Origin of the sequence: Streptoverticillium olivoreticuli subsp. olivoreticuli (genome assembly GCF_003391135.1) — a bacterium.
Lineage (GTDB): Bacteria > Actinomycetota > Actinomycetes > Streptomycetales > Streptomycetaceae > Streptomyces > Streptomyces blastmyceticus.
Genome location: NZ_CP031455.1, coordinates 3,865,441 through 3,891,039, shown reverse-complemented (window position 1 = coordinate 3,891,039; position 25,599 = coordinate 3,865,441). Strand labels below are relative to the sequence as shown.

Sequence of the window (25,599 nt, the reverse complement as noted above, 5' to 3'; positions counted from 1 at the left end):
ACTGGGGGCCAGCCCCCAGCCCCCCCGAAGCGGCTGCGCCGCTTGTCCTCAAACGCCGGACGGCTGAAATCAGCCCGTCCGGCGTTCGAGGACACCCGCGGAGCGGGTGTCCGCCCACCGGGCGGCAGGGTGGGTCAGGCGGCCCCGGCGGCAGCCGAGTCGCACGTCTGCGCGCGCAGTGCGCGCGCGAGGTCGTCCCGGGCCTCGACCACCAGGCGGCGCAGCGCCGGTGCGGCGTCCTCATGGGCCGACAGCCACGCGTCCGTCAGGTCCAGCGTCCGCCGGTCCCCCTGGAGCAGGGGGAAGAGGCCGCGGACGACGGCCATGCCGATCTCGATCGACCGCTCCTGCCAGACCCGCTCGACGGAATCGAAGTACCGCTGCGCGTAAGGGGCCAGCAGCGGACGCTGCGACGGCTGGTTCCAGCCCGCGATGGTCGCCTCGGCGAGCGCGTTCGAGAGGGTGTCGGACTCCACGACGGCCGCCCACGCCTCCGCCTTGACCTCGGCGGACGGCCGCGCCGCCAGGCAGCGCACCTGGTGCCGCTTGCCGGAGGCGGTGTTGTCCCGGGCCAGCTCGGCCGTGAGGGCGGACTCGTCGGCCGCGCCCTGGGCGGTGAGCGTGGCCAGGAACGCCCAGCGCAGCTCCTGGTCGACCTCCAGCCCGTCGATCTTCCCGGCCCCGTCCAGCAGTTCGCGCAGCAGCTGGAGGTCGGACTCCGCGGTGGCGAGCTGGGCGAAGAACGACGCCCACGCCAGCTGGTGGCCGCTGCCGGGCTCGGCGAGCCGCAGCTCGCGCAGCGCGCTCCCGGCCAGGGTCCGCCCGCCCTGGGCGCGCCAGTCGGGGGCGGCGTAGTGCACCAGGGCGGACTGCGCCCAGCTCTGCACCATCTGGAGCACGCCGATCTCGGTCTCGGCCCCGGCGAAGCGCTCGACGAGACCGACGAAGTCGCGGGCGGGCATCAGCCCGTCGCGCGTGAGGTTCCACAGCGCGGACCAGCACAGGGCGCGGGCGAGGGGGTCGGTGAGCTCGTCCAGGTGCCTGCGGAGGGTGGCCAGCGAGACCTCGTCGAAGCGGATCTTGCAGAAGGTGAGGTCCTCGTCGTTGACCAGCACGAGCTCCGGCCGCTCGGCCCCGGCGAGCTCGGTCACGACCGTACGGGGCCCGGAGACGTCCACCTCGGCGCGCGCGTACCGCACGAGCGTGCCGTCGTCCTCCCGCCGCCGGTAGAGGCCCACGGCCACCCGGTGCGGGCGGAGCGTGGGGTGGGACTCCGGTGCCTCCTGGAGGATCGCGAGCTCCGTGATCCGGTCGGCGGCGTCACAGGTGACCAGAGGCGTCAGGGAGTTGACGCCCGCCGTCTGGAGCCAGGAGCGCGACCAGCCGGCCATGTCCCGGCCCGAGGTCTCCTCCAGCACGGACAGCAGGTCCGCGAGGCGCGTGTTGCCGTAGGCGTGGCGCTTGAAGTAGCGGCGGGCGCCCTCGAAGAAGGCGTCCCGGCCCACGTAGGCGACGAGCTGCTTGAGCACCGAGGCGCCCTTGGAGTAGGTGATGCCGTCGAAGTTCAGCTTGGCGTCCTCCAGGTCACGGATGTCGGCCGTGACCGGGTGGGTGGAGGGCAGCTGGTCGGCGCGGTAGGCCCAGGACTTGCGCTGGTTGGCGAAGGTGATCCAGGCGTTGTCGTAGCGCGTCGCCTCGACCTGCGAGAACGAGCCCATGAAGTCGGCGAACGACTCCTTGAGCCACAGGTCGTCCCACCACTCCATGGTCACCAGGTCGCCGAACCACATGTGCGCCATCTCGTGCAGGATGACGTTGGCCCGCCGCTCGTACGAGGACCGGGTCACCTTGCCGCGGAAGACGAACTCCTCCCGGAAGGTCACGCACCCCGGGTTCTCCATCGCGCCGATGTTGTACTCGGGCACGAACGCCTGGTCGTACTTCCCGAACGGATACGGGTAGTCGAAGTGGTCGTGGAAGAAGTCCAGGCCCTGCTTGGTGACGGTGAAGATCTCGTCGGCGTCGAAGTACCGCGCGAGGCCCTTGCGGCAGAGCGCGCCCAGCGGGATCTGAAGGACCGTGCCGTCCTCGAACGTGCGGCTGTAGTGGTCGCGGACCACGTGGTACGGGCCGGCGACCACGGCGGTGATGTATGTCGAGATCGGCCGCGTCGGCACGAAGTGCCAGGTGGCGCCGTCGGCCCCGGCGGGCTCGGGCTCACCGGCCGCCTCGCCGTTGCCGAGGACGGTCCAGCCGGCGGGCGCGGTCACCGTGAAGGTGAAGGGCGCCTTCAGGTCGGGCTGCTCGAAATCGGCGAAGACCCGGCGGGCGTCGGCGGGCTCGTACTGCGTGTAGAGATAGACCTCGCCGTCCTCCGGGTCGACGAAGCGGTGCAGGCCCTCACCGGTCCGGCTGTACGCGCACTGGGCGTCCACGACCAGGACGTTCTCGGCGGCGAGCGAGGGCAGCGCGATCCGCGTGCCGTCGAAGACCGCCGCGGGGTCGAGCTTCTCGCCGTTGAGGGTCACGGAGGTGACCGACGGCGCCACGAGGTCGGCGAAGCTGCCGGCTCCCGGCTCGGAGCAGCGGAAGCGGATCGTGGTCACCGAACGGAACGTACGGTTCTCAGGGGCCGCGCCCACCGCGGACCGCAGGTCGAGCGCCACGTCATAGGCGTCCACCGCCAGCAGCCGGGCCCGGTCGCGGGCCTCCTCACGGGTCAGATTCTCACCGGGCACAGGTGGCTCCCTCGGCTTCGTCTCGGAACTCGGACAACTCAGGAATCATGGCATGGGGCATGTTGTTGAAGCTGCTACTGACCAGCTCAGATGAGCTCTCATGAGGAGATTCGCGTGACCGCTTCCGAGAAGACCGTCGCAGACTTCTGGTTCGACCCCCAGTGCCCGTGGGCGTGGATGACCTCCCGCTGGATGCTGGAGGTCGAGAAGGTGCGGCCCGTGGAGGTTCGCTGGCACGTCATGAGCCTGGCCGTTCTCAACGAGAACAAACTGGACGAGATCCCCGAGGCGTTCCGCGAGGCGATGCTCCCCGGCGGCAGCGCCTGGGCCTCGGTGCGCGTGTGCATCGCGGCCGCGAAGAAGCACGGCCCGGAGGTGCTCGGCGCGCTCTACACCGCGCTCGGCACCCGCTTCCACGTCCAGGGCCTGCCGCGCGACCGCGCGACGATCGAGGCCGCGCTGGTGGAGGCCGGTCTTCCGGTGGAGCTGGCGGAAGCGGGTTACACGGACGCGTTCGACGCGGAGCTGCGCGCCTCGCACCAGGAGGGCATCGACAAGGTCGGCCAGGACGTCGGCACCCCGGTCATCGCGGTGCCGGGCGCGGACGGCGAGCAGGTCGCGTTCTTCGGCCCGGTCGTCACCCCCGCCCCCAAGGGCGAGGCGGCGGCCCGCCTGTGGGACGGCACGCTGCTGGTCGCCTCGACGCCGGGCTTCTACGAGATCAAGCGCACGCGGACGCAGGGTCCGATCTTCGACTGAGGCCCCAGGGGGAGACGGCGCGGATCCGGCTGGGGGTCCGGGGGTCGTCCCCCGGGGGGTGCGGTAAGCGGACGCGGACGCGGGGGCCGGTCTTCGACTGAGGGTGCCGCTTTTCTACCGACGGCGCAGCTCGACGGGCGGCGCCCGATGAGGTCCCTTAATGTCCCGGTATGGGCAAGACGGACCTCTCCCGCCCGCTCGGCCGCACGGGCGGCCGGGCGGACACGGAGCCGCCGGGCGGCAACGCCCGCTTCGCGGAGCGGCCCGTCCGCCCGTACGACCTGGTGACGCGTGCCGTCTGCCGTGCCCTGCCGCCGTTCTGGGCGGCGCTGGGCCTGCGGCAGACGGCCGGCACCCTGCGGCACTATCTGCGCGGCACCGGCGCGCCCTACCGGGTGGACGCCGCGCTGCTGCTCGCCCTTCCGGGGGTACGGTCCGTCGCCGAGGAGCAGCTCGACCGCTGGCGCGCGGAAGCGGTGGCGCGGTGGCGCGAGGGGCCCCGCACGTCGTCCGCCTATCCGGCGGACAGCGGCTGGCGGGCGGTGACGCTCACGCGGCGGGGCGGCACGGACTGGTGGCTCGCGCTGCGCGCGGTCGACTACCGGCTGACGGGGACGGTGCGGGTGTCTCCCGACGGGGCGGTGGTCACGGACTACCGGTTCGCGGTGTGCAAGGTGTGGGGCGGCGGGGGGCGTCTCCACGAGGCGGGTCTGGCACGGGAGTTCACGGTGACGGGCGAGGCGTTCGGCCACGTGTGAGGCCAGGGCTCCGCCCTGGACCCCCGGTCGGGTGCGGCCCGGCGGGCTTTGTTCCCCACCCCGCCCCTTCCCGAACCGGGGCTCCGCCCCAGACCCCGAAGCACGCTCCGCGCGCTGTCCTCAATCGCCGGACGGGCTGAAATCAGCCCGTCCGGCGATTGAGGACGCGCCCGCAGGGCGCCCCGCCGCAGGCGGCGACAAACCCGTGCCCCGAAAGGTAAAGGCCCCCACGTGAACCACTCACGTGGGGGCCTCGCCTGCTGCGTGAAGGGTGAGAAGACGATCACGAGCAGGACGCAGGGGTTACGGCACGAGCAGCAGCGTGTTGCCGCGCTCCTTCGCCGCGGCGTAGCGCGCCGCGACGTCCTGCCAGTTGACGACCTGCCACATGGCCTCGATGAAGTCCACCTTCTGGTTCTTGTACTGAAGGTAGAACGCGTGCTCCCAGGCGTCGAAGACCAGGATCGGGACCGAGCCCTGGCCGACGTTGCCCTGGTGGTCGTAGACCTGCTCGACGATGAGGCGGCCGCTGACCTGCTCGTAGGCGAGGACGCCCCAGCCGGAGCCCTGGGTGGTGGCCGACGCCTTGGTGAGCTGCGCCTTGAACTTCGCGAAGGAGCCGAACGACTCGGCGATGGCGTCCGCCAGCTCGCCCACGCCGTCCTTGTCGAGGGGCTCGCCGCCGCCGTCGCCGGTCATGTTCTGCCAGTAGATGCTGTGCAGGATGTGGCCGGAAAGGTGGAAGGCCAGGTTCTTCTCCAGGCCGTTGATGGCGCCCCACTGGTCCTTGTCGCGGGCCTCGGCGAGCTGTTCAAGTGTGTCGTTCGCACCCTTGACGTACGCGGCGTGGTGCTTGTCGTGGTGCAGCTCGATGATCTTCGCGTCGATGACCGGCTGGAGCGCCGCGTAATCGTAAGGGAGTTCAGGAAGTGTGTAGATGGCCATGCCGAGCCCTCCGACTGCTTATTGCAATTAACTTGCAGGTAGACGCTACCAGCAAGTGATTGTGAATTGCGGTTGCGGGGGTGGGCTTCGGTCCAAAGACGGAGGCGGGGTAGGTCCTGAAGATCAGGACCTACCCCGCCTCGTACGGTGGAGTGATGTCGGTGTGTCAGCTCCTGGCGGCCCGGAACCGCTGGCGCGCGTAACCGGCGATCGCGAGCGCGGCCGTGAGCCCGGCCGTGGAGTACAGCTGCACCCGGGTGTCCTCCTCGCGCAGCATCAGCGCCAGCACCCCGAGGATCCCGGCCAGCGCCACCCAGGTGAGGGCGGGGAAGAGCCACATCCGGACGACCAGCTTCTCCGGGGACTCCCGCTCCAGCCGGCGCCGCATCAGCAGCTGGGTGACGGCGATGAAGGCCCACACCACCAGGATCGCCGCGCCCGTCATGTACAGCAGCCACTTGAAGACCGTCGTCGGCCACCAGTAGCTGAACAGCACCGCGCAGAAGCCGAAGGCGGAGGAGGCCAGCACGGTCAGCCGCGGCACGCCGCCGTAGACCTTGGCGAGGAAGCGGGGGCCCTCGCCGCGCTGGACGAGGGAGTACGACATGCGGGAGGCGCCGTAGATGTTGGCGTTCATCGCGGAGAGCAGGGCGATCAGGACGATGACGTTCATGATCTGCCCGGCGGCCGGGATGTCCAGGTACTTCAGGACCGCGACATAGGGGCCGTTCTCGGTGATCGACTTGTTGGTCCACGGGATCACCGTGACGACGACGAGCATCGAGCCGACGTAGAACAGGGCTATTCGCCACATCGCCGTCCGCACGGCCTTGGCGACGCCCTTGACCGGCTGCTCGGACTCCGCCGCCGCGATCGTCACCGTCTCCAGGCCGCCGTAGGCGAAGACCGAGGCCAGCAGGCCGGCGACCAGGCCGTTGGCGCCGTTGGGGACGAAGCCGCCGTGGCCGGTGAGGTTGCCGGTGCCCGGCGCGTCGGTGCCCGGCAGCAGCCCCAGGATCGCCAGGACGCCCAGCACCAGGAAGACACCGATCGCGGCGACCTTCAGGGTGGCGAACCAGAATTCGAACTCGCCGAAATTGCCGACGGCCGCGAGGTTGGCCCCGCAGAAGACCGCCATGAAGAGCAGGACCCACATCCACGAGGACGTCGAGGGGAACCACGAGACCATGATGGCCGCCGCGCCGATCGCCTCCACGGCGATGCCCACGCACAGCTCCACCCAGAACATCCACCCGACGGTGAAGCCCGCCCAGGGGCCTATCGCGCGCTCGGCGTGCACGGAGAAGGTGCCCGAGGCGGGGTTGGCCGCCGACATCTCGCCCAGCATGCGCATCACGAGCATCACCAGCAGCCCGGAGACCGCATAGGCGAGGACGATGGCGGGACCGGCCGCGGCGATGCCCGCGCCCGAGCCGACGAAGAGGCCGGCGCCGATCACACCGCCGAGGGCGATCATCGACAGATGGCGCTGCTTGAGGCCGTGCGACAGATCCGTGCCGCCCGGCGCCTGATCGGTGACCTCGCCGCGCGGTGGCGCGGAGGAGGTCGCAGGTGTCCGAGTCATGATCGTGTGATTCCCGTGGGGTGAGAGCGGAAAAGTTGCCTCAGTGTGGAGGCCATGTTCGCTCAGGACAACAGTTGTGACATTGCTGTCCGATATCTAGACGGCAACGTCACTGACTGTGCATGAGTCATATCTCCAGAAGCAACTCATATTGCGACTGGAACGGAAGAAATGGCTCCGTTAAAAGGGAATCGGGTCCGCGTTCCGCGGCCGGAAATCAGCGCCGCCGCAGGCGGAGTTCGCGCAGCCCGGCGACCGCGAGCACCGCCGCCGTCGCCGCCCCCGACCACAGCAGCTGGGGCCGTGCGCCGTCGTCCGTGAGCATCAGGACCAGCACGCCGCCCATCCCCGCGAGCGCCACCCACGTGAGATAGGGGAATGCCCACATCCGCAGCGCGAGCTTCTCCGGCATCTCGCGCTCGATGCGCCGCCGCAGCCGCAGCTGGGAGGCGGCGATCAGACCCCAGACGAAGAGGAGTACGGCACCGACCGCGTTCAGCAGATAGCGGAAGACCGAGTCGGGCCACTCCAGATTCAATATCACCGAGGCGAATCCGAAGGCGACCGAGGCGAGCACGGCCCGGCGCGGCACCCCGCCGCCGGACACCTTCAGCAGCGAGCGCGGCGCCTCGCCCCGCTCGGCCAGCGAGAAGACCATCCGGGAGGACCCGTAGAGGTTGGCGTTCAGCGCGGACAGCAGCGCCACGAAGACCACGATGTTCATGATCTGACCGGCCCCGGGCACCCCGATGTGGTCCAGGACCGCCACATACGGGCTCTTGCCCGGCACGATCGACGACCACGGCAGCAGGGTGACGATGACGAGCATCGAGCCCACATAGAAGAAGAGGATCCGCCACACCGCGCTGCGCACCGCGCGGCCCACCGCGCGCGCCGGGTCGTCGGACTCGGCGGCGGCGATGGTGACGACCTCCAGGCCGCCGAAGGCGAAGACGACGGCGAGGACGCCGGAGATCACACCGCTCCAGCCGTTGGGCAGGAAGCCGCCCTTGCCGGTGAGGTTGCCCATGCCCACCGCGTCCGTGTCCGGCAGCACGCCGAAGATGGCCAGCAGACCCAGCCCCAGGAAGAGGACGATCGCGCCGACCTTCAGGGTGGCGAACCAGAACTCGAACTCACCGAAGTTCTTCACCGCGGAGAGATTGGCGGTCGTGAAGACCACCATGAAGAGCAGCACCCAGGCCCACTGCGGCACCGACGGCAGCCAGCCGCTCGCGATCTGCGCGGCCCCCGTCGCCTCCACTGCGAGCACGACCACCAGCAGGAACCAGTAGAGCCAGCCGACCGTGAACCCGGCCCAGCGCCCCAGCGCGCGCTCCGCGTGCACGGAGAAGGCGCCCGAGGCGGGCATCGCCGACGACATCTCGCCGAGCATCCGCATCACCAGCATCGCCAGCGCGCCCGCGATCAGATACGAGACGATGATCCCCGGACCCGCGACGGCGATCCCGCCGCCGGAGCCGACGAACAGCCCCGCCCCGATCACCCCGCCCAGGCCCAGCATCGTCAGGTGGCGCTGCTTGAGCCCCGCCGACAGGGGTTCCTTCTCGCCGCTCAGCGGTTCGGCGGCAGGCGGTGCGTCATGCATGGCGCTCGTACTCTCGGATCTGTGCGATGGGCGCAAAAAGGCTGCGAAGGTACTCCACACTCTCCCGAGCGGGCGGCCGACGCCAAGCTTCGCCGGTCCGTCGTGACGAGCATCACGCATGGCCCGGGAACGGAGTGGGAAGGGCGCGCCCTTATCAGCGCCGACCGGCGGCGGATCCGCTCGGAACTCTCCAAAGCCGGGCGGACCGCCTTGTCACGGTCGCCCGGTGTCCACGCCCGGCCCCTGGATTAACGTCACGGTGTCCCTGACCTTCTTTTATGACGCGGAGTACCGATGGCCACCGCTGCCCCAGTAACCCGGACCGGTACGGTCCTCGCCGACGCGCTCTTCCCCGCCCTGTCCACGGCGGGCCGGTCCCGCGTCCGCGACGCCGCCCTGATCCTCGGCGGCGCGGCGCTCACCGGCGTCGCCGCCCAGATAGCCGTCCCGGTCCCGGGCTCGCCCGTCCCCGTCACCGGCCAGACCTTCGCCGTCCTCCTCGTCGGCACCGCGCTCGGCGCGCGGCGCGGCTTCCTCTCCCTCGCGCTCTACGCCCTGGTCGGCATGGCGGGCGTGCCGTGGTTCGCCGAGGCCCGGTCCGGCGCGGGCTTCGCCTCCTTCGGCTACGTCCTCGGCATGATGCTCGCCGCCACCGTCGCGGGCGCTCTCGCCCGCCGGGGCGCCGACCGCTCCGCGCTGCGCACCGCGGGCACCATGGCGCTGGGCTCCGCGATCATCTACGCGGTGGGCGTCCCCTATCTCGCGCTGTACGCCCACCTCTCCCTGACCGACGCCGTCGCCGCGGGCCTGACCCCGTTCCTGATCGGTGACGCGCTCAAGGCGGCCCTCGCGATGGGCGCGCTCCCGGCGGCGTGGAAGCTGCTGGGCCGACGGGGCTGAGTCCCTTCCTGGCAACGCGTACGGGCCGGGCCCGCACCCCTGATCCAGTCAGGGTGCGGGCCCGGCCCGTATGTGTTCGCGTCCCTCGGCGGTTACTGCCCGGCGGCGGCCTTCACCGCGCGCCGACGGCGGTCCAGGACGAGCCCGACCCCCACGACGATCACACCGAGCAGCGTCGAGAGCAGCACCTGCTCACGATTGTCGCCGCCGTCGTAGAGCATGTAGCCCAGCACGAAGGTGATCATGCCGATGGTGGCCCAGGTCAGATACGGGAAGAGCCACATCCGCACCACGAGCTTCTCCGGCATCTCGCGCAGGATGATGCCGCGCATCTTCAGCTGGGTGACACAGATGACCAGCCAGACGAAGAGGGCGATGGCACCCGAGGAGTTCAGCAGGAACTTGAAGACGGTGTCGGGCCACACGTAGTTGAAGACGACCGACACGAAGCCGAAGACGACCGAACCCAGGATCGCGATCCGCGGCACACCGTTCTTGCTCACCCGGGCGAAGGCCCGCGGGGCGTCGCCGCGCTGCCCCAGCGAGAAGGCCATACGGGAGGCCGTGTAGAGGCCGGAGTTGAGGCAGGAGAGCACGGCGGTCAGGACGATCACGTTCATGATCTCGCCGGCGTGCGGGATGCCGATGGAGTCGAGGGCGGCGACATAGCTGCCCTTGTCGGCGATCTCCTTGGAGTTCCACGGCAGCAGGGAGACGACCACGAAGATCGAGCCCAGGTAGAAGACGCCGATGCGCCAGATCACGCTGTTGGTGGCCTTGGTGACCGCGCGCCGCGGGTCCTCGGACTCACCGGCGGCGAGGGTGACGATCTCACTGCCCATGAAGGAGAAGACGACCATCAGGACACCGGTGAGGATCGCCCCCGGGCCGTTCGGCAGGAATCCCCCGTGCGAGGTGAGGTTCGATATCCCCGCGGTGTCGCTGTGCGCGCCCGGCAGCACGCCGAACACGGCCAGCAGACCGATGACCACGAACGCGCCGATCGCGACGACCTTGATCCCGGCGAACCAGAACTCGAACTCGCCGTACGAGCTGACCGACCCCAGGTTGGTCACGGTCAGCAGCACCATGACGATCAGCGCCCAGGCCCACTGCGGCACGGCCGGGATCCAGCCCTCCAGGATCTTGGCACCGGCGGTCGCCTCGACCGCGAGCACCACGACCCAGAAGAACCAGTACAGCCAGCCGATGGAGAAGCCCGCCCAGCGGCCCAGCGCCCGGTCCGCGTAGGCGGAGAAGGAGCCGGAGGTCGGATTGGCGGCGGCCATCTCACCGAGCATCCGCATCACGAAGACGACCATCGCGCCGACGAGCGCGTAGGAGATGAGGATGCCGGGGCCGGCCGCGGCGATGCCGGAGGCGGAGCCGACGAAGAGACCGGCACCGATCACGCCGCCGATGGCGATCATGGAGAGGTGGCGGTTCTTGAGTCCGGCCTTCAGGCCGTCCTGGGCCGGCGCGTCGGCCTGCCCGGGGGCGCCGTTGTGCGACGCCTTTGTCGGAGTCGGCGATGTGGCCATGAGTTCGTTCCTTAAAGTTCTCGGGTTACGAGTTCCCGCATTAGAACTTTTCGAAGGTGTGATCGGGAAGAGTCGAATCCGTATCGTTGTGATCGGGGGAGCGCGCGGCGAGCCCTGAGGCGGAGCCCGGTCCCCACTCGTGCCACACTCGGTCGCATGCGCGTGTATCTCGGCTCCGACCATGCCGGCTACGAACTCAAGAACCACCTCGTCGAGTGGCTCACGGCCCAGGGCCATGACCCCGTCGACTGCGGCCCGCACATCTATGACGCCCAGGACGACTACCCGCCGTTCTGCCTCCGCGCCGCGGAGCGGACCGCGGCCGACCCCGACAGCCTCGGCATCGTGATCGGCGGCTCCGGCAACGGCGAGCAGATCGCCGCGAACAAGGTCAAGGGCGTACGGGCCGCCCTTGCCTGGAGCGAGCAGACGGCCGCCCTCGGGCGTGAGCACAACAACGCCAACGTGATCAGCGTCGGCGGGCGGATGCACACCCAGGAAGAGGCGACGAAGTTCGTCGAGATCTTCCTGGCCACGCCGTACTCGGGTGAGGAGCGCCACACCCGCCGCATCGAGATGCTCAGCCACTACGAGCAGACCGGCGAACTCCCCCCGATCCCGGCCCACCACCCGCAGCAGGGCTGACGCCCTGGCCCGGCCCGCGCCGGGGGCTTTGTTCCCCAGTCCCGCCCCTTCCCGGCTGCATCCGATTTGCGGCTCCGCCGCGTGGGGGCTTCGCCCCGGACCCCGCAACACGGCTTCGCCGCGTTGTCCTCAATCGCCGGACGGGCTGATTTCAGCCCGTGGGGGCACCTCCCAGCGGTAGCTGGGGGAGATTGAGGACGCGCCCGCAGGGCGCTGGGGGTCCGGGGTCTCCCCGGTTTCGGGAAGGGGCGGGACAGGGGAACAAATAAGCCGCGCCCAGAACCAGACCGCACTCCGCAGGAGACGCCGTGCCCGAGGGGCATACGATCCACCGGCTCGCCCAGGACCACGAAGAGCGGTTCGGCAACCACAAGGTCCGCGTGACCAGCCCGCAAGGCAAATTCGAGGACAGCGCCGCCCTCCTCGACGGCAACCCCCTCACCTCCGCCGAAGCCCACGGCAAGCACCTCTTCCTGGGGTTCGGCGACAGCCGATGGATCCACATCCACCTCGGCCTCTTCGGGAAGTACACCCTCGGCGACGCCCCCGTCCCCCCGCCCACCGACACCGTGCGGCTGCGGCTCGCGACCGCCACCGCGTACGCCGACCTGCGCGGCCCCACCACCTGCGCCCTCGTCACCGAGAGGGAGAAGCAGGCGATACACGACCGGCTCGGCCCCGACCCGCTGCGCGCACAGGACGACGGCGAGGCCGCCTGGGCCCGCGTCAGCCGCAGCCGTACGACGGTCGCCGCCCTGCTCATGGACCAGAAGGTCATCGCGGGCGTCGGCAACGTCTACCGCGCCGAGGTCCTCTTCCGGCACGGGATCGACCCTTACCGCCTCGGTCGCGATCTCACCCGTCCGGAATGGGACGCGATCTGGTCGGATCTGGTCGGCCTGATGCGTGAGGGCGTGCGCAACAACAGGATCGACACCGTGCGCCCCGAGCACACCCCCGAGGCCATGGGCCGCCCGCCGCGCGTGGACGACCACGGCGGCGAGGTGTACGTCTACCGCCGGGCCCGGCAGCCCTGCCACATCTGCGGCGGCGAGATCCGCACCGCCGATCTCGCCGCCCGCAACCTCTTCTGGTGCCCCGCCTGTCAGCAGCGCTGACGCCATGTCACCCCAAAAGCCGACGCACCGTCAGAAACCGTGCGGCAGCCACGGGGCCACCGGGCTGCCGAACGCCACCGACGCCTCGTGCAGCGCCCCCTCCCGCAGCTCCCGCACCCGCCCCGCACCGGCCAGCGAGATCAGGGACGCCCCGCCGAGATACACCGAGCCCAGCTCCCGTACGGACAGGGCCAGATCGGCCGCGTCCTCAGTGCGCTCGCAGGACGCCCCCTTGGCATCGCCGGTCAGCCGCCAGCGCCCCGCGTTCCAGGGGCAGAAGGCGTCCTCGACCTCGAACACCACGTCCACCGGGGCCTGGTACGTACGGGCCGCCAGCGCCGCCCCCACCTCGACCAGCCGCAGGTGCAGCGAGTCCTCCGACGTGAGTCGGCAGCGCCGGACGTCGTCGACCAGCTGCCACAGCGGGTCGTCGGACGGCCGGTCGCGGGCCACGATCTCGTTGGTCAGGTCCAGGTCGAACAGGAAGCGCCACAGCGCGGCGTACGCGGCGGGGGTCAGCGCCTCCACATCGCGCAGCAGCACCGAGCCGTAGGAGGCGTCGTCCGACCGGGGCCGGACGAAATAGCGGGCGTAGCCCACCGTCCGGCCGTCCACCTCGGCCAGCACGCACTGCAGCGGCGAACCGTCACCGCGGCGGCTCGGCGCGTCCAGCAGCGGCAGCGCCTCCCAGCCGGGCCGGCGCTCCAGCATCGCGGGCCGGGAGGTCACCCGGCGCGCGTACACCGCCTCGCACGCGTCGCGCGCCTTCTCGGGCTTCGACAAGCGGAGCCGCACGCCGTCCGCGCCGTCCGGCATGGACAGCCGCACCCGGTCCGTGTCGATGCGGGCCCGCACCAGGTGCGTCGCCGGGCCGTAGCCGAACCGCCCGTAGATGTCCGGCTCCGAAGCCGTCAGCACGGCGAGCGGCTCGCCCCAGGCCCGGACGTCGTCCAACTGGCGCCGCATCATGCTCCGCAGCACCCCGTGCCGCCGGTGCGTCGGCCGCACGCCCACCATCGTCACCCCGGCCGCCGGGACCAGGGCACCGCCCGGCACGGCGATCCGGAAGTCGAACGCCCCCGTCGTGCCCACGACTTCATCCCCGTCCCAGACGCCCAGCGACCGGTCGAACAGGGTCAGCTCCCGCCACAGCGCGAGCTCCTCGGCGGGCTCGGGCATGCCGCCGAACGCCAACTCCAGCGACCCGTACCACTGGTCCCACTCCGCCGGGCGCAGTACACGCAACTCTGTCGTCATGAGCCCATGAGTAGCAGCGGATTCCCGCGCGGGCGAACGAATTTCGCATAAGGTGCCCATCCGTGCGACATGGTGCGTCCCACGGCTTCTCCCAGCTCTTCGCAGGTCCGCCGCGGTCGGCCGCGTCGGCGCGGCGTGAGTCGACGCACCGCCGAATGGGTGGATAAGGTCACGATGCAATGACTGGCGGTGCGGAGACCCCGACGGCCCGGATGCGCAAAGCACTGCACCGGGCCCGCACGAGCATGCGCAAAGCCGGGGTCGACTACTTCCGCGGCGACGGCTCCGACTGGATCGCGCTGGCCGCCCTGCTGCTCGCCGTCCCCGCGCTCGCGGGCGGCACCATCGCGCTGCCCGAGTGGTGCGCGCCCTCCGCGCTCGTCCTGCCCATCGTGGCGGGCGGCCTCCTGCTGCGCCCCGCCAGCCTGCTGGCCCTCTACGCGGCGTCCGCCGTCGCGCTCATCGTGGAGTCCTACGCCCTGGACCGGGCCGTGCACGGTGACGGCCGGGTCACCCCCGGCACGATCCTCGTCGTCGCCGCGGTGGGCTTCCTCGGGCTGCTCATCGCACAGTTCCGCAGCCGCGTCGGCGTGCCCTGGCGGCGCGGCGGCACCATGCTCTTCGACCTGCGCGAACGCATCCGCGTCCAGAGCAAGCTCCCCAAACTGCCGCGCGGCTGGCACCGCGAGATGGCCCTGCGCCCCGCCGGCGGGCAGTCCTTCTCCGGCGACTTCGTGGTCGCGGCCCGCACCAACGGCGGCCGCACCCTGGAGATCGTGCTGACCGACGTCTCCGGCAAGGGCATGGACGCCGCCTCGCGTGCCCTCCTGCTGTCCGGGGCCTTCGGCGGGCTGCTGGGCTCGCTGCCGCCGCACTCCTTCCTGCCCGCCGCCAACGGCTATCTGCTCCGGCAGGACTGGGACGAGGGCTTCGCGACCTCCGTCCACCTCGTCCTGGACCTGGACAGCGGGGACTACGAGATGTTCTCCGCGGGTCACCTGCCGGGCCTCCAGCTCAGCGCGGGCACCGGCCGCTGGGAGGAGAAGGCCGCCGAGGGACCGCTCCTCGGGGTCTACGACGGAGCCCAGTTCGACCCGATAAAGGGAAAGCTGTCCCCGGGGGACGTCCTGATGCTCTTCACGGACGGCCTGGTCGAGACGTCGGACCGGGACCTGACCGAGGGCATGGACCGCCTCACGGGCGAAGCGGACCGCTACGTCTCCGCCGGCTTCCAGGGCGCGGCCTGGCACTTGATCGAAGCGGTGGCGAAGGACGTCAACGACGACCGAGCGCTGCTCTTGATCTGCCGCACCTGATGGTGACGGGTGCGCCCCGTAAGGGGCGCGGGGAACTGCGCGATCAGCCCCCACCGACCCGCAGCCGAAGGACAGCGCACCGGCACCGAACAACGCTCACGGAGACGACATGCCACCCATGCCCCTGGACGCCGTGGAAGCCTTCGCAAGGCAAGCGCACGCCGCGCAGAAGGACAAGGCAGGCCGCCCCTACGCGGAGCACCTGGCCGCCGTGGCCGAAGGCGTACGCGAAAGAGGCGGCGGCGATGAACAGATCGCCGCCGCGTGGCTGCACGACGCCGTCGAGGACGGTGCCGTCACCGAGGAGTGGCTGGCGCGGGCCGACCTGCCGCAGCGGACCAAGGACATCGTGCTGGCGGTCACCAAGCGGGCGGGGGAGGCACCGGAGGCGTACGCCGCCCGCATCCTGGCCACCCCGGGCGCGCTGCTGGTCAAGGAGGCGGACCTCGCCCACAACTCCGACCCGCGGCGGGCCGCGGCGCTCGACCCGGCCACCCGCGAACGGCTCCGGCTGAAGTACGCGCGGATGCGCGCCCTCCTCGGCCTGGACGCGCCCACCGGCTGACTCAGCGCTGCTTGCGGAAGGCCCATTCCATCTTCGGCTCCATCGCGAAGCGGAACACCCGCCGCACGGGCGGGCTGCACAGCGCCGTCATCACCACGATCGCGATCAGGGTCACCACGACCACGCCGACCGGCCGGCGGATCCAGGCGTAGGCGTCGTACCACTCCTGCCAGCGGGACAGCTTGATCAGGAAGCCGTGCAGCAGATAGCCGTACAGCGTCCCCGCGCCCAGAGTCGTGAACCACACCGTGCGGCGCGGGACCCAGGCGAAGAAACACGCGGTCAGCACCGCCGCGCAGCCGAACATCGCCAGCGTCATCACCGGCGCGGACCACAGCGGCGCGTGCAGGTCCTGGACGGCGGCGTTGTGGTAGAACCACGAGCTGTTCATCCGCGGTGCCGCCCAGTACGCGAAGGCGATCGCACCCGCGAACACCGGAACGGCCGCGATCCGCACCCAGCGCCGCCGCACCAGATGGAAGTGCTCGGCCTTCATGTGCAGACCGAGCACGAAGAACGGCAGGAACTGCAGCACCCGCTGAAGATCGAAGTCGACCCCGATCCCCGGCGTCAGTGCGGCCACGATCGCGATCGCGAACGCGACGGGGACGGGGTGGCGGATCAGCTTCCAGATCGGCGTGGTCAGCCGCCAGATGAACAGCGCGGCCAGGAACCAGTTGAGGTACCAGGGGTTCAGCAGCGACAGCGGATCCGGCGGAGCGTCCTTGTCGGCCCAGTGCTGGAAGTACGTGTACGCGACCTGGAAGATCACATACGGCACGACCACGCCCGTGATCAGCCGCTTGATCTTGGCGGGGCTCATGTCGAAGCCGCGCGAGAAGTAGCCGGAAATGACGATGAACGCCGGCATGTGGAAGGCGTAGACGGTCAGGTACAGCGCCATCGCGGCGCGTCCGCCATGGGTGAGCGGTTCCCACGCGTGGCCCAGGGCGACCAGGACGATCGCCAGGTACTTCGCGTTGTCGAAGAAGGGATCGCGCTGCGCCGGGGCTGCTGCCGCCGGGGCGGACGGCCGGGCGCTCGACGGGGTCGAGGCCGCCGAGGAGGGCGGCGGGATGGCGGCGGGGGACATCCGAGGCACCCTAGCGGCGTAATCGGGGCCGGTAAAACCCCGTTCCATCTATTGAGCTATTCACCCCGAACCGGCACGGTATCCGCCAAGTCGGCCGATATCCTCTCCATGCAGCTTTCTGGACGATCCACCGATGAAATGTCACTAGCCCCCAACAGCAGGCCAGTTGATGGCAACATGGTGGTCGTGAGGGGTCTGCGGGCAGTAGGACTTCCGGGCAGGCCGGGTGATTCCGACCGAGGGCGTGATCAGCTATGACCACCGTTTCGCTGTCAGGTGTACTGCTTCTGGCGATCGTGCTGTTGGTGCTGATGCGCCAGGGCCACATCAAGGGCGGGCCGGCGATCATCGCGATCCTCTTCGGCTTCTTCCTGGCCTCCACGGGCATGGCGCCGTCGATCCAGAAATTCCTCGACTCGCTGGCCCAGACCATAAACAACATCAAGTTCTGACCAAGCTCAGCGCATGAGAAACGCCCCCGGCCGGAGCCGGAGGCGTCATTGGAGCGGGCGACGGGAATCGAACCCGCGTAGCCAGTTTGGAAGACTGGGGCTCTACCATTGAGCTACGCCCGCGCGCGCCGCTGTCCCCATGAGGGGTGTGCGGCACGTTGTGCATCGTAGCGGGTCCGGACGCCTCACCGCACACCCCGGGGTGCCGTTCGCCGACCGGCCCGTAATCGGCAGCCGGAAGCCCGGCGGGCATGTACCCTACGTGTCGCACCGACGGGGTGTGGCGCAGCTTGGTAGCGCGTCCGCTTTGGGAGCGGAAGGTCGTCGGTTCGAATCCGGCCACCCCGACCAATCAAGATCACATTGTGGGGCTCGTACTGCTTGCGGTTACTATGCAAGCTGCGTGCCCGTGTGTCTCTGTACCGGGCGCGACTCCGCTGGACATCAGCAGAATCCCAGAAGTCAGCCCCAAGGAGACCGAACCGTGAAGAGCGCCGTGGAGACCCTGAACCCGACTCGGGTTCGGCTCACTGTTGAGGTGCCCTTCGAGGAGCTCAAGGCCAGCCTCGACGCGGCGTACAAGAAGATCAACCAGCAGGTCACGGTGAAGGGCTTCCGTCAGGGCAAGATCCCCGCCCGTGTCATCGACCAGCGGTTCGGCCGCGGTGCGGTGCTGGAGGAGGCCGTCAACGACGCGCTTCCGAAGTTCTACACCGAGGCGGTCAACGAGGCCGACCTCAACCCGCTGGGCCAGCCCGAGGTCGACATCAAGGAACTGAAGGACGGCGAGCTGCTCTCCTTCACCGCCGAGGTCGACATCCGCCCGGTCCTGGAGATTCCGGACTACTCCGGCATCGAGGTCACCGTCGACTCCGTCGAGGTCACCGACGAGGACATCGAGAAGTCGGTCGAGCAGCTGCGCGACCGCTTCGCCACCACCTCCCCGGTCGAGCGCGCCGCCGCCGAGGGTGACATCGTCACCGTCGACCTGGAGGCCAAGGTCGACGGCGAGGTGCTGGAGGACGGCGTCGCCAAGGGCATCGACTACACCATCGGTTCCGGCCAGCTGCTGGACGGCATCGACGAGGCCGTGACCGGTCTCGAGGCCGGTGGCACCGCCACCTTCACCTCCGAGCTCAAGGGCGGTTCCGCCGAGGGCAAGGAGGCCGAGGTCAAGGTCGACGTCACCGCCGTCAAGGCCCGCGAACTGCCGGAGCTGGACGACGACTTCGCCCAGCTGGCGAGCGAGTTCGACACCCTGGAGGAGCTGCGCGCCGACAGCGCCAAGCGCCTCGCCCGGATGAAGAAGTTCGACCAGGCCACGCAGGCCCAGGAGAAGGTCCTCGACGAGCTGATCAAGCTGGTCGAGGTCCCGATGCCGGAGAAGCTGCTCGAGGACGAGGTCAACACCCGTAAGCACAACCTCGAGCACCACCAGCTCGGCCAGATGGGCCTGGACCTCGCGAAGTACCTGGAGATCCAGGGCAAGACCGCCGAGGAGTTCGACGCCGAGCTCAAGGAGCAGGCCGAGAAGGGCATCAAGACCCAGTTCATCCTGGACGAGATCGTCAACAAGGAGAAGCTGTCGGTCGGCCAGGAGGAGCTCACCGAGCACCTCATGCGCCGTGCCCAGTCCTCCGGCATGAGCCCCGACCAGTTCGCCCAGGCCGTCGTCGAGGGTGGCCAGGTGCCGATGCTCGTCGGCGAGGTCGCCCGCGGCAAGGCCCTCGCGGCCGTCGTCGAGGCCGCCACGGTCAAGGACGGCAACGGCGAGGTCGTCGACCTGGACGACGAGGACGAGACCGGCGAGACGGTCGAGGCCGCCACGGAGGTCGTCGAGGCCGCCGAGGGCACCGAGGCCTAAGCCTCACCCTTCTCGTGGCCGGGCCCGGTCGCGGCACCCCCTCCGGGGTGCCGTGGCCGGGCCCGCCGCGCTCCTGTGGGCCCCGGGGAACCTGCGCTCAGAGCGAACAGTTCCTGATGCGGGATGGCACCCGCCTACCAGCGCGTTAGGGTCCGTAGATACGGGGGCAGGGGAGTCCCGGAAGCGCGACGCGGAAGCCCGGATGGCGCGCCCGACCTCACCCCTTGAAGAAGACGCTGAGACGGCTCGCGGGGCCGTCGAACAACGAGCAGGTGGATACGTGACGAATCTGATGCCTTCCGCCGCCGCCGGCGAGCCGAGCTTCGGTGGCCTTGGCGACCAGGTCTACAACCGACTGCTCGGGGAACGAATCATCTTCCTCGGCCAGCCGGTCGACGACGACATCGCCAACAAGATCACGGCGCAGCTGCTCCTCCTTGCCGCGGACCCGGACAAGGACATCTACCTCTACATCAACAGCCCCGGCGGCTCGATCACGGCCGGCATGGCGATCTACGACACCATGCAGTACATCAAGAACGACGTGGTCACCATCGCCATGGGCCTCGCCGCCTCCATGGGTCAGTTCCTGCTGAGCGCCGGCACCCCCGGCAAGCGCTTCGCGCTGCCGAACGCCGAGATCCTGATCCACCAGCCCTCCGCGGGCCTGGCGGGTTCCGCCACGGACATCAAGATCCACGCCGAGCGGCTGCTGTACACCAAGAAGCGGATGGCGGAGCTCACCTCGCTCCACACCGGCCAGACCGTCGAGCAGGTCACCCACGACTCCGACCGCGACCGCTGGTTCTCCGCCGAGGAGGCCAAGGAGTACGGCCTCATCGACGAGGTCATGAAGACCGCCGCAGGCGTTCCGGGCGGGGGCGGCACCGGGGCCTGACGGCCCCCGGCACACCCCGCAAGAGCGAACCCCCCGGCCCACAGAACGCCACCAGGATGGTGAACACGCAGATGAACAACAACGCCGGCAGCGGCCTCTACACCGGCCCCCAGGCCGACTCCCGTTACATCGTCCCGCGCTTCGTCGAGCGCACCTCGCAGGGCGTGCGCGAGTACGACCCGTACGCGAAGCTCTTCGAGGAGCGGGTGATCTTCCTCGGCGTCCAGATCGACGACGCCTCGGCCAACGACGTCATGGCGCAGCTGCTGTGCCTGGAGTCGATGGACCCGGACCGCGACATCTCGATCTACATCAACTCGCCGGGCGGCTCCTTCACCGCGCTGACCGCGATCTACGACACGATGCAGTTCGTGAAGCCGGACATCCAGACGGTCTGCATGGGCCAGGCGGCCTCCGCCGCCGCCGTGCTGCTCGCCGCCGGTACGCCGGGCAAGCGCATGGCGCTGCCGAACGCCCGCGTCCTGATCCACCAGCCGTACAGCGAGACCGGCCGCGGCCAGGTCTCCGACCTGGAGATCGCCGCCAACGAGATCCTCCGGATGCGGGCCCAGCTGGAGGACATGCTGGCCAAGCACTCCACCACCCCGATCGAGAAGATCCGCGAGGACATCGAGCGGGACAAGATCCTCACCGCCGACGAGCTGCTCGCGTACGGTCTGGTGGACCAGATCGTCTCGACGCGCAAGACGTCCGTTTCGGCCTGACCGTTTTCGGTCCGGCCACCGTGCCGCCGGCAACCCCCTTGGATCGAGTAGGCCCAAGGGGGGCCCGCTCGGGGGGCCCGGCAAGGTACCGTCGATAGGCAAGCACCCGGGTTCGCAGAGCAAGGCGGATCCCAGGCGAAGGGGAAGCACCTCGTGGCACGCATCGGTGACGGCGGCGATCTGCTCAAGTGCTCGTTCTGCGGGAAGAGCCAGAAGCAGGTGAAGAAGCTCATCGCGGGGCCTGGTGTGTACATCTGCGACGAGTGCATCGACCTCTGCAACGAGATCATCGAGGAAGAGCTGGCGGAGACCTCCGAGGTGCGGTGGGAGGAGCTCCCCAAGCCCCGTGAGATCTATGAGTTCCTCGAGGGCTATGTGGTGGGCCAGGAGGCGGCCAAGAAGGCCCTCTCCGTCGCCGTCTACAACCACTACAAGCGCGTGCAGGCCGGGGAGAGCGCCGGCCACAACCGCGACGACGGCATCGAGCTCGCCAAGTCCAACATCCTGCTGCTCGGCCCCACGGGTTCGGGCAAGACCCTCCTCGCGCAGACGCTCGCCCGCATGCTGAACGTCCCCTTCGCGATCGCCGACGCCACGGCGCTGACGGAGGCCGGCTATGTCGGCGAGGACGTCGAGAACATCCTGCTGAAGCTGATCCAGGCCGCGGACTACGACGTCAAGAAGGCCGAGACCGGCATCATCTACATCGATGAGATCGACAAGGTCGCCCGGAAGAGCGAAAATCCGTCGATCACACGGGATGTGTCGGGCGAGGGCGTCCAGCAGGCCCTGCTGAAGATCCTGGAAGGCACCACGGCGTCGGTCCCCCCGCAGGGCGGCCGCAAGCACCCGCACCAGGAATTCATCCAGATCGACACGACGAACGTCCTCTTCATCGTCGGCGGTGCCTTCTCCGGCCTGGAGAAGATCATCGAGTCGCGTGCGGGCGCCAAGGGGATCGGCTTCGGGGCGACCATCCGCTCCAAGCGCGAGATCGAGGCGAGCGACCAGTTCCAGGAGGTCATGCCCGAGGACCTGGTGAAGTTCGGCATGATCCCCGAGTTCATCGGCCGCCTCCCCGTGATCACCAGCGTCCACAACCTCGACCGCGAGGCGCTCCTCCAGATCCTGGTCGAGCCGCGCAACGCCCTGGTGAAGCAGTACCAACGGCTGTTTGAACTCGACGGCGTCGAGCTGGAGTTCGACCGCCCCGCCCTGGAGGCGATCGCCGACCAGGCGATCCTGCGCGGCACCGGCGCGCGCGGTCTGCGGGCCATCATGGAAGAGGTCCTGATGTCCGTGATGTACGAGGTCCCGTCCCGCAAGGACGTCGCCCGCGTCGTCATCACCGAGGACGTCGTCCACTCCAACGTCAACCCGACCCTGGTCCCGCGCGAACCGCGCATCGTCGGCAAGGACGAACGGCACGAGAAGAGCGCGTGAGTCTTCCGCACGTGTGAGAGGGCGCCCGGCATTGATTGCCGGGCGCCCTTTCTCATGCGGCGTGTGGTGTGAAGGTGACGGAGGTCGTGTCGCCGTCCAGAGCGATGTTCAGCGATGCGTCGAGTGCCTTCGCCAGCCGCGCGAGCAAGGGGAGCGTGGGGACGGTCCCGCCGAGTTCGAGTTTGGAGACCTGCGGCTGGGTCATGTGCGCCCGCCTGGCGAGTTCGGTCTGTGAGATGCCCAGCGCGGTACGGCGGTCGTGGACGGCTTGCCCGAGGTCGAATGCCATGCGGATCTCTGTGCGCACGGCCTCGACCTCCGGAGACTCGGTGCGGCCTTGGGACACCTTCTGCTCACGGGTGAGCTTCCAACGTGCATGGTTCATCAGAGATCTCCTTTCGTGATGTCGCGACTGAACTCCTCGTGAGCTGCCTCGTGTTCGGCTTCGCAGGTCTTTCGCGCCTGTTTGGCCCTCTCCACTTCGGTTTCCTCGCGCATCGCCGTCTTGCGGAAGACAGTCAGGAGAACGATCCGGCGGTTCGGTGCGAGCCAGTAGGTCAGGCGTATGGCGTTGCCGTCGTGCCCCATCATGAACCGCAGCTCGCGCAGCCCGTCGCCCAGGTGGCGGGCATAGGGCTCGGACAGGGTGGTCGGTGCATCGAGCAGGCGCTCAGCCGCATGCTCGGCCTGGAGGTAGTCGCGGCCGGACAGGGTGTCCAGCCAGTGCCGGACCTCCGGTTCGACCTCGATCACCCATTGCTCATCCATATATTCCAGCATATAGATAGCCGGGCATCTAGGTGAGGTTTCTCTGTGAGGTCGTCGACGCCGACCGGGCGCGCACGCTCAGTCCGGTTTGCGTACCGATCGGTAGATGTCCGCCGCGAGTTGGGCGAAAGCCGATGCGTCCGCCGCCCCCGGCGTCGTCCGCTTCGGGTCGAAGACGATCAGCAGGGCCGCGTCCGTCTTTTCCGCCCACGCGCATGCCGGGGCGTAGGTGCGGCCGTCGAGGCGTACGACCTCGCAGGACAGGGACGGGCCGCCGGTGGGGGTGAAGTTGCGGCGGGGCGTGGTCACTTCGGGGGAGCCGGGGCCGGATTCGAAGCCGCTGAGCATGCCGTCCAGGACCGTGGCCGGTGCGCCGATCCGGCCGTACGCCCCGGACAGGGACAGCGTCACCGCCGGGTCGTCCGCACGGGTGTAGCGGGCCAGCACGGAGACCGCCCCCTTCGGCAGGCCGGACTGGATGCTGATGCCCTGCTTCTCCAGCTCCGCGGTGCCGGCGGTGAGGCGGTACGTGCCCTCGGCCAGCGTCGGCGGGGTGATCAGGGCCGTCGTGGGGGAGGAGCCGCCGCCCAGCAGGACGACGGCAGCCGTGGCCGCCGCCGCGACACCGAGCGCGACGGCAGCGGCGGAGGCGATGGCCCGGGCCCTGGTCAGGGGATCACTTCTTGATCTCCACGCGGATCTCCGTGCGCAGCTTGGCCGCGATCCCGGCGGCCTCGTCGAACGGGATCTTGACGCCCTGGGCGGAGCGCTTCATGTCTCCCACGTAGACCACGCCGGCCGTGCTGTGGTCCGCCCAGATGCACAGGGGGAGGACGGTGGTGCCACTGCCGTGCCCGGGGTGCGTGTACTGGCACTTCATCGCCCCGTCGAAGCCGGGCGGCGTGACGGTCTGCGGGGTGCCCTCCACCTTGGTGGCCGTCGCGGACCTCGCCAGGCTCTTGAACATGGCGTCCACGAAGTTCTCGGGTTTCTTGATGTCGCCCCAGATGCCGATGATCCGCATCGTCTTCCGCTCGGGGATGTTCCCGGTCCGGTACGCCGCGGCATTGGACTCCGGGTTCTTCACGCCCATGATACGGAGATCACGGCGTGCCCCCGGGGTGTTGAAGACATCCTGGTCATGGAAGTCGGGGTTCTTGTTGTACTCGGAGAGGACCGTGTCCGGTGCCGTCAGCTTGTAGCGCTTGCCGTCGTCCGCGACGGAGGAACTCCCGCCGTTCTTCATCAGCACGGTGATCCCGCCGATGATCGCCCCGATCACGACCAGCGCGGCGACCGTGATCCCGACGACCTTGCCCTTGCCGCCGCGCTGCGGGGGTATCGGCGGCGGGTACGGGCCGGGCATCCCGGGGTACGGCTGCTGCCCGTACGGACCGGGCTGCTGCCCGTACGGCGCCTGCTGCGGATAGCCGTAACCCTGCGGCCGGCCGTAAGGATTCGGCGGCTGAGGCGGCTGCGGGCCGCCGTACGGGCCGGGCTGGGCGTGGCTCATCTGGTTCCCCCTCAGGAATGCGGCGCGACAGCCGGGCACGCCCTGACGAGAAAACCCCGGGCGGGCCCTCGCGGGCCACGCCGGCGGAGCGCTCAGGATCCCATACGCGTTCGAAGGGCTCGAAAGCTATTTGTTCTTGCGCACCTCGGTGCGCACCTTGGCCGCCGCCTCGGAAAGCTCCTGCGCCGACATCGCGTTGCCGGTCGCGGTGGTGGTGGCACCACCGGTGATGCCTCCGGCGGACTTGGCGACCGTGTGCGAGACGGCTCCCACCGCGCTGGAGTCGCCCCAGACGCACGTCGAGCCTTCCGCAGTGGTCGTGAAGGACCCCATGGTCACGGTGGCCTTCTTCGTCTCGCACTTCATCACCGCGCCGTCGAAACCGCTCGGGTGGAACTCGGTGACGGGCGTGACGACCTCGACCTTGGCTCCGGTCGTCTTGGACGATTTCTGCTCCAGCTTGGCGAAGATCGCGTCCACCGCCTTGCCGGGGTCGGACACCTCGCCGTAGACGCCCTTCACAGCCAGGCTCTGCTGCTGGGCGTTTTTGTAGTTTGCGCCGACACCGGTGCCGTTCGTGATGCCCATCGCCTTGGTCTCGCTGTCGTCGGCGAGGCTCTTGTTGGCGGTGTCAGTGGGGGACTGCTGCTTGTTGAATTTCCCGTCCAGCAGCGAATCCGGCATCACCATCGTGTAAGGCGCGACCTTCCCGCCGCTCCCGCCGCCGCTCTTGAAGAAGAGGACGCCGCCCACGATCGCGCCCACCACGACCAGCGCGCCGATCGTGATGCCGATGGCCTTGCCCTTGCCCCCGCCCTGCGGCGGCACCGGCTGCGGGTACTGGCCCGGCATGCCGGGCTGAGGCTGCTGGCCGTACGGGCCCGGCTGCGGCTGGCCCCAACCGCCCTGCTGCGGGGCGCCGTACGGCGGGGCCGGTGGCTGCTGGCCGTACGGGCCTGGCTGTGGGGGCTGACCGTACGCCGGGGCGGGGGGCTGCTGCGGGTAGCCGTAGCCGGGCTGGCCCGCGGCTCCGCCGGGACCGTACGGCCCCGGCTGCTGGGGCTGCTGGGGAGCGCCGTAGGGGCCCGGCTGGTTGTAGCTCATCGT

At 69.6% G+C, this 25,599-nt stretch carries 24 protein-coding genes and 2 tRNA genes; 13 read left to right on the top strand and 13 right to left on the bottom strand.

What is annotated here, in order from left to right:
• Nucleotides 1-134: 134 nt before the first annotated feature.
• Nucleotides 135-2,738 carry an aminopeptidase N gene (gene pepN, locus DXZ73_RS16910; protein ID WP_116211827.1) on the bottom strand — a complete coding sequence of 868 codons (2,604 nt, stop codon included), beginning with the start codon at nt 2,736-2,738 and terminating at the stop codon, nt 135-137.
• Nucleotides 2,739-2,828: 90 nt separating this feature from the next.
• On the opposite strand from pepN, the gene DXZ73_RS16905 reads away from it, so the two are divergent.
• Complete coding sequence (locus DXZ73_RS16905) at nt 2,829-3,497, top strand: DsbA family protein (RefSeq protein ID WP_275898580.1); 669 nt, start codon at nt 2,829-2,831, stop codon at nt 3,495-3,497.
• Nucleotides 3,498-3,667: 170 nt separating this feature from the next.
• Nucleotides 3,668-4,255, top strand: coding sequence for a hypothetical protein (locus tag DXZ73_RS16900; protein ID WP_116211825.1), 588 nt, complete (start codon nt 3,668-3,670; stop codon nt 4,253-4,255).
• A gap of 303 nt (nt 4,256-4,558) precedes the next feature.
• On the opposite strand, the gene DXZ73_RS16895 is transcribed toward DXZ73_RS16900, so the two are convergent.
• The 3 genes from DXZ73_RS16895 to DXZ73_RS16885 all read right to left on the bottom strand — a co-directional run bounded on the left by DXZ73_RS16895 (nt 4,559) and on the right by DXZ73_RS16885 (nt 8,394).
• The gene (locus DXZ73_RS16895; protein WP_116211824.1) at nt 4,559-5,200 is read right to left on the bottom strand and encodes a superoxide dismutase; all 642 of its coding nucleotides are present in this window, start codon (nt 5,198-5,200) and stop codon (nt 4,559-4,561) included.
• Nucleotides 5,201-5,366: 166 nt separating this feature from the next.
• On the bottom strand, nt 5,367-6,785 hold the full coding sequence (locus DXZ73_RS16890) for an amino acid permease (protein ID WP_116211823.1): 1,419 nt from the start codon (nt 6,783-6,785) through the stop codon (nt 5,367-5,369).
• 217 nt (nt 6,786-7,002) lie between these two features.
• Nucleotides 7,003-8,394, bottom strand: coding sequence for an amino acid permease (locus DXZ73_RS16885; RefSeq protein ID WP_116211822.1), 1,392 nt, complete (start codon nt 8,392-8,394; stop codon nt 7,003-7,005).
• Between the two features lie 294 nt (nt 8,395-8,688).
• On the opposite strand from DXZ73_RS16885, the gene DXZ73_RS16880 reads away from it, so the two are divergent.
• Complete coding sequence (locus DXZ73_RS16880) at nt 8,689-9,294, top strand: biotin transporter BioY (protein ID WP_116211821.1); 606 nt, start codon at nt 8,689-8,691, stop codon at nt 9,292-9,294.
• Nucleotides 9,295-9,386: 92 nt separating this feature from the next.
• Here the strand turns inward: DXZ73_RS16880 and DXZ73_RS16875 are convergent, their stop codons facing one another.
• On the bottom strand, nt 9,387-10,835 hold the full coding sequence (locus DXZ73_RS16875) for an amino acid permease (RefSeq protein ID WP_116211820.1): 1,449 nt from the start codon (nt 10,833-10,835) through the stop codon (nt 9,387-9,389).
• 156 nt (nt 10,836-10,991) lie between these two features.
• Here DXZ73_RS16875 and DXZ73_RS16870 point away from each other — a divergent pair, with 156 nt between their 5' ends.
• On the top strand, nt 10,992-11,480 hold the full coding sequence (locus DXZ73_RS16870; RefSeq protein ID WP_116211819.1) for a ribose-5-phosphate isomerase: 489 nt from the start codon (nt 10,992-10,994) through the stop codon (nt 11,478-11,480).
• A 308-nt stretch (nt 11,481-11,788) separates the two neighbouring features.
• On the top strand, nt 11,789-12,598 hold the full coding sequence (locus DXZ73_RS16865) for an Fpg/Nei family DNA glycosylase (RefSeq protein WP_116211818.1): 810 nt from the start codon (nt 11,789-11,791) through the stop codon (nt 12,596-12,598).
• A 30-nt stretch (nt 12,599-12,628) separates the two neighbouring features.
• On the opposite strand, the gene DXZ73_RS16860 is transcribed toward DXZ73_RS16865, so the two are convergent.
• A complete protein-coding gene (locus DXZ73_RS16860) occupies nt 12,629-13,855 on the bottom strand; it encodes a GNAT family N-acetyltransferase (RefSeq protein WP_116211817.1) in 1,227 nt (408 codons plus the stop codon).
• Between the two features lie 179 nt (nt 13,856-14,034).
• On the opposite strand from DXZ73_RS16860, the gene DXZ73_RS16855 reads away from it, so the two are divergent.
• The gene (locus DXZ73_RS16855; protein WP_116211816.1) at nt 14,035-15,171 is read left to right on the top strand and encodes a PP2C family protein-serine/threonine phosphatase; all 1,137 of its coding nucleotides are present in this window, start codon (nt 14,035-14,037) and stop codon (nt 15,169-15,171) included.
• A gap of 109 nt (nt 15,172-15,280) precedes the next feature.
• Nucleotides 15,281-15,736 (top strand): HD domain-containing protein, encoded by a 456-nt coding sequence (locus tag DXZ73_RS16850; protein ID WP_240351373.1) that lies wholly within the window; start codon nt 15,281-15,283, stop codon nt 15,734-15,736.
• A 1-nt stretch (nt 15,737) separates the two neighbouring features.
• On the opposite strand, the gene DXZ73_RS16845 is transcribed toward DXZ73_RS16850, so the two are convergent.
• Nucleotides 15,738-16,829 carry an acyltransferase family protein gene (locus DXZ73_RS16845; protein ID WP_116211814.1) on the bottom strand — a complete coding sequence of 364 codons (1,092 nt, stop codon included), beginning with the start codon at nt 16,827-16,829 and terminating at the stop codon, nt 15,738-15,740.
• A 254-nt stretch (nt 16,830-17,083) separates the two neighbouring features.
• Here DXZ73_RS16845 and DXZ73_RS16840 point away from each other — a divergent pair, with 254 nt between their 5' ends.
• Entirely contained in the window at nt 17,084-17,281 is a 198-nt protein-coding gene (locus DXZ73_RS16840) for a hypothetical protein (RefSeq protein ID WP_116211813.1), read from the top strand.
• Nucleotides 17,282-17,330: 49 nt separating this feature from the next.
• On the opposite strand, the gene DXZ73_RS16835 is transcribed toward DXZ73_RS16840, so the two are convergent.
• Nucleotides 17,331-17,404: transfer RNA gene (locus DXZ73_RS16835), tRNA-Gly, on the bottom strand.
• Between the two features lie 151 nt (nt 17,405-17,555).
• On the opposite strand from DXZ73_RS16835, the gene DXZ73_RS16830 reads away from it, so the two are divergent.
• From DXZ73_RS16830 to clpX, 5 genes are all read left to right on the top strand, one after another.
• A tRNA-Pro gene (locus DXZ73_RS16830) sits at nt 17,556-17,632 on the top strand.
• A gap of 133 nt (nt 17,633-17,765) precedes the next feature.
• Nucleotides 17,766-19,145: a trigger factor gene (gene tig / locus DXZ73_RS16825; RefSeq protein WP_162890229.1), complete on the top strand. Its 1,380-nt coding sequence runs from the start codon at nt 17,766-17,768 to the stop codon at nt 19,143-19,145.
• Between the two features lie 292 nt (nt 19,146-19,437).
• Nucleotides 19,438-20,043 carry an ATP-dependent Clp protease proteolytic subunit gene (locus tag DXZ73_RS16820; RefSeq protein WP_116215665.1) on the top strand — a complete coding sequence of 202 codons (606 nt, stop codon included), beginning with the start codon at nt 19,438-19,440 and terminating at the stop codon, nt 20,041-20,043.
• Nucleotides 20,044-20,099: 56 nt separating this feature from the next.
• The gene (locus DXZ73_RS16815) at nt 20,100-20,768 is read left to right on the top strand and encodes an ATP-dependent Clp protease proteolytic subunit (RefSeq protein ID WP_116211811.1); all 669 of its coding nucleotides are present in this window, start codon (nt 20,100-20,102) and stop codon (nt 20,766-20,768) included.
• 153 nt (nt 20,769-20,921) lie between these two features.
• Nucleotides 20,922-22,211, top strand: coding sequence for an ATP-dependent Clp protease ATP-binding subunit ClpX (gene clpX, locus DXZ73_RS16810; RefSeq protein ID WP_116211810.1), 1,290 nt, complete (start codon nt 20,922-20,924; stop codon nt 22,209-22,211).
• A gap of 52 nt (nt 22,212-22,263) precedes the next feature.
• Here clpX and DXZ73_RS16805 read toward each other — a convergent pair whose 3' ends face one another.
• The 5 genes from DXZ73_RS16805 to DXZ73_RS16785 all read right to left on the bottom strand — a co-directional run bounded on the left by DXZ73_RS16805 (nt 22,264) and on the right by DXZ73_RS16785 (nt 25,596).
• On the bottom strand, nt 22,264-22,596 hold the full coding sequence (locus DXZ73_RS16805; RefSeq protein WP_116211809.1) for a helix-turn-helix domain-containing protein: 333 nt from the start codon (nt 22,594-22,596) through the stop codon (nt 22,264-22,266).
• Nucleotides 22,596-22,979 carry a type II toxin-antitoxin system RelE/ParE family toxin gene (locus tag DXZ73_RS16800; RefSeq protein WP_116211808.1) on the bottom strand — a complete coding sequence of 128 codons (384 nt, stop codon included), beginning with the start codon at nt 22,977-22,979 and terminating at the stop codon, nt 22,596-22,598. Before DXZ73_RS16800 ends, DXZ73_RS16805 begins: the two co-directional genes overlap by 1 nt.
• 78 nt (nt 22,980-23,057) lie before the next feature.
• Nucleotides 23,058-23,426 carry a hypothetical protein gene (locus tag DXZ73_RS16795; protein WP_116211807.1) on the bottom strand — a complete coding sequence of 123 codons (369 nt, stop codon included), beginning with the start codon at nt 23,424-23,426 and terminating at the stop codon, nt 23,058-23,060.
• A gap of 229 nt (nt 23,427-23,655) precedes the next feature.
• Nucleotides 23,656-24,492, bottom strand: a complete 837-nt coding sequence (locus tag DXZ73_RS16790; protein WP_116211806.1) for a hypothetical protein — start codon at nt 24,490-24,492, stop codon at nt 23,656-23,658.
• 126 nt (nt 24,493-24,618) lie between these two features.
• The gene (locus tag DXZ73_RS16785) at nt 24,619-25,596 is read right to left on the bottom strand and encodes a hypothetical protein (RefSeq protein ID WP_116211805.1); all 978 of its coding nucleotides are present in this window, start codon (nt 25,594-25,596) and stop codon (nt 24,619-24,621) included.
• Nucleotides 25,597-25,599: the final 3 nt, after the last annotated feature.

Excerpts from the sequence above, each read along its gene's own strand:
- DXZ73_RS16905 (WP_275898580.1), top strand. The coding sequence starts at position 2,829 with ATGAGCTCTCATGAGGAGATTCGCGTGACCGCTTCCGAGAAGACCGTC.
- DXZ73_RS16900 (WP_116211825.1), top strand. The coding sequence starts at position 3,668 with ATGGGCAAGACGGACCTCTCCCGCCCGCTCGGCCGCACGGGCGGCCGG.
- DXZ73_RS16895 (WP_116211824.1), bottom strand. The coding sequence starts at position 5,200 with ATGGCCATCTACACACTTCCTGAACTCCCTTACGATTACGCGGCGCTC.
- DXZ73_RS16890 (WP_116211823.1), bottom strand. The coding sequence starts at position 6,785 with ATGACTCGGACACCTGCGACCTCCTCCGCGCCACCGCGCGGCGAGGTC.
- DXZ73_RS16885 (WP_116211822.1), bottom strand. The coding sequence starts at position 8,394 with ATGCATGACGCACCGCCTGCCGCCGAACCGCTGAGCGGCGAGAAGGAA.
- DXZ73_RS16880 (WP_116211821.1), top strand. The coding sequence starts at position 8,689 with ATGGCCACCGCTGCCCCAGTAACCCGGACCGGTACGGTCCTCGCCGAC.
- DXZ73_RS16875 (WP_116211820.1), bottom strand. The coding sequence starts at position 10,835 with ATGGCCACATCGCCGACTCCGACAAAGGCGTCGCACAACGGCGCCCCC.
- DXZ73_RS16870 (WP_116211819.1), top strand. The coding sequence starts at position 10,992 with ATGCGCGTGTATCTCGGCTCCGACCATGCCGGCTACGAACTCAAGAAC.
- DXZ73_RS16860 (WP_116211817.1), bottom strand. The coding sequence starts at position 13,855 with ATGACGACAGAGTTGCGTGTACTGCGCCCGGCGGAGTGGGACCAGTGG.
- DXZ73_RS16855 (WP_116211816.1), top strand. The coding sequence starts at position 14,035 with ATGACTGGCGGTGCGGAGACCCCGACGGCCCGGATGCGCAAAGCACTG.
- DXZ73_RS16850 (WP_240351373.1), top strand. The coding sequence starts at position 15,281 with ATGCCACCCATGCCCCTGGACGCCGTGGAAGCCTTCGCAAGGCAAGCG.
- DXZ73_RS16845 (WP_116211814.1), bottom strand. The coding sequence starts at position 16,829 with ATGTCCCCCGCCGCCATCCCGCCGCCCTCCTCGGCGGCCTCGACCCCG.
- DXZ73_RS16840 (WP_116211813.1), top strand. The coding sequence starts at position 17,084 with ATGACCACCGTTTCGCTGTCAGGTGTACTGCTTCTGGCGATCGTGCTG.
- DXZ73_RS16820 (WP_116215665.1), top strand. The coding sequence starts at position 19,438 with ATGCCTTCCGCCGCCGCCGGCGAGCCGAGCTTCGGTGGCCTTGGCGAC.
- DXZ73_RS16815 (WP_116211811.1), top strand. The coding sequence starts at position 20,100 with ATGGTGAACACGCAGATGAACAACAACGCCGGCAGCGGCCTCTACACC.
- DXZ73_RS16805 (WP_116211809.1), bottom strand. The coding sequence starts at position 22,596 with ATGAACCATGCACGTTGGAAGCTCACCCGTGAGCAGAAGGTGTCCCAA.
- DXZ73_RS16800 (WP_116211808.1), bottom strand. The coding sequence starts at position 22,979 with ATGGATGAGCAATGGGTGATCGAGGTCGAACCGGAGGTCCGGCACTGG.
- DXZ73_RS16790 (WP_116211806.1), bottom strand. The coding sequence starts at position 24,492 with ATGAGCCACGCCCAGCCCGGCCCGTACGGCGGCCCGCAGCCGCCTCAG.
- DXZ73_RS16785 (WP_116211805.1), bottom strand. The coding sequence starts at position 25,596 with ATGAGCTACAACCAGCCGGGCCCCTACGGCGCTCCCCAGCAGCCCCAG.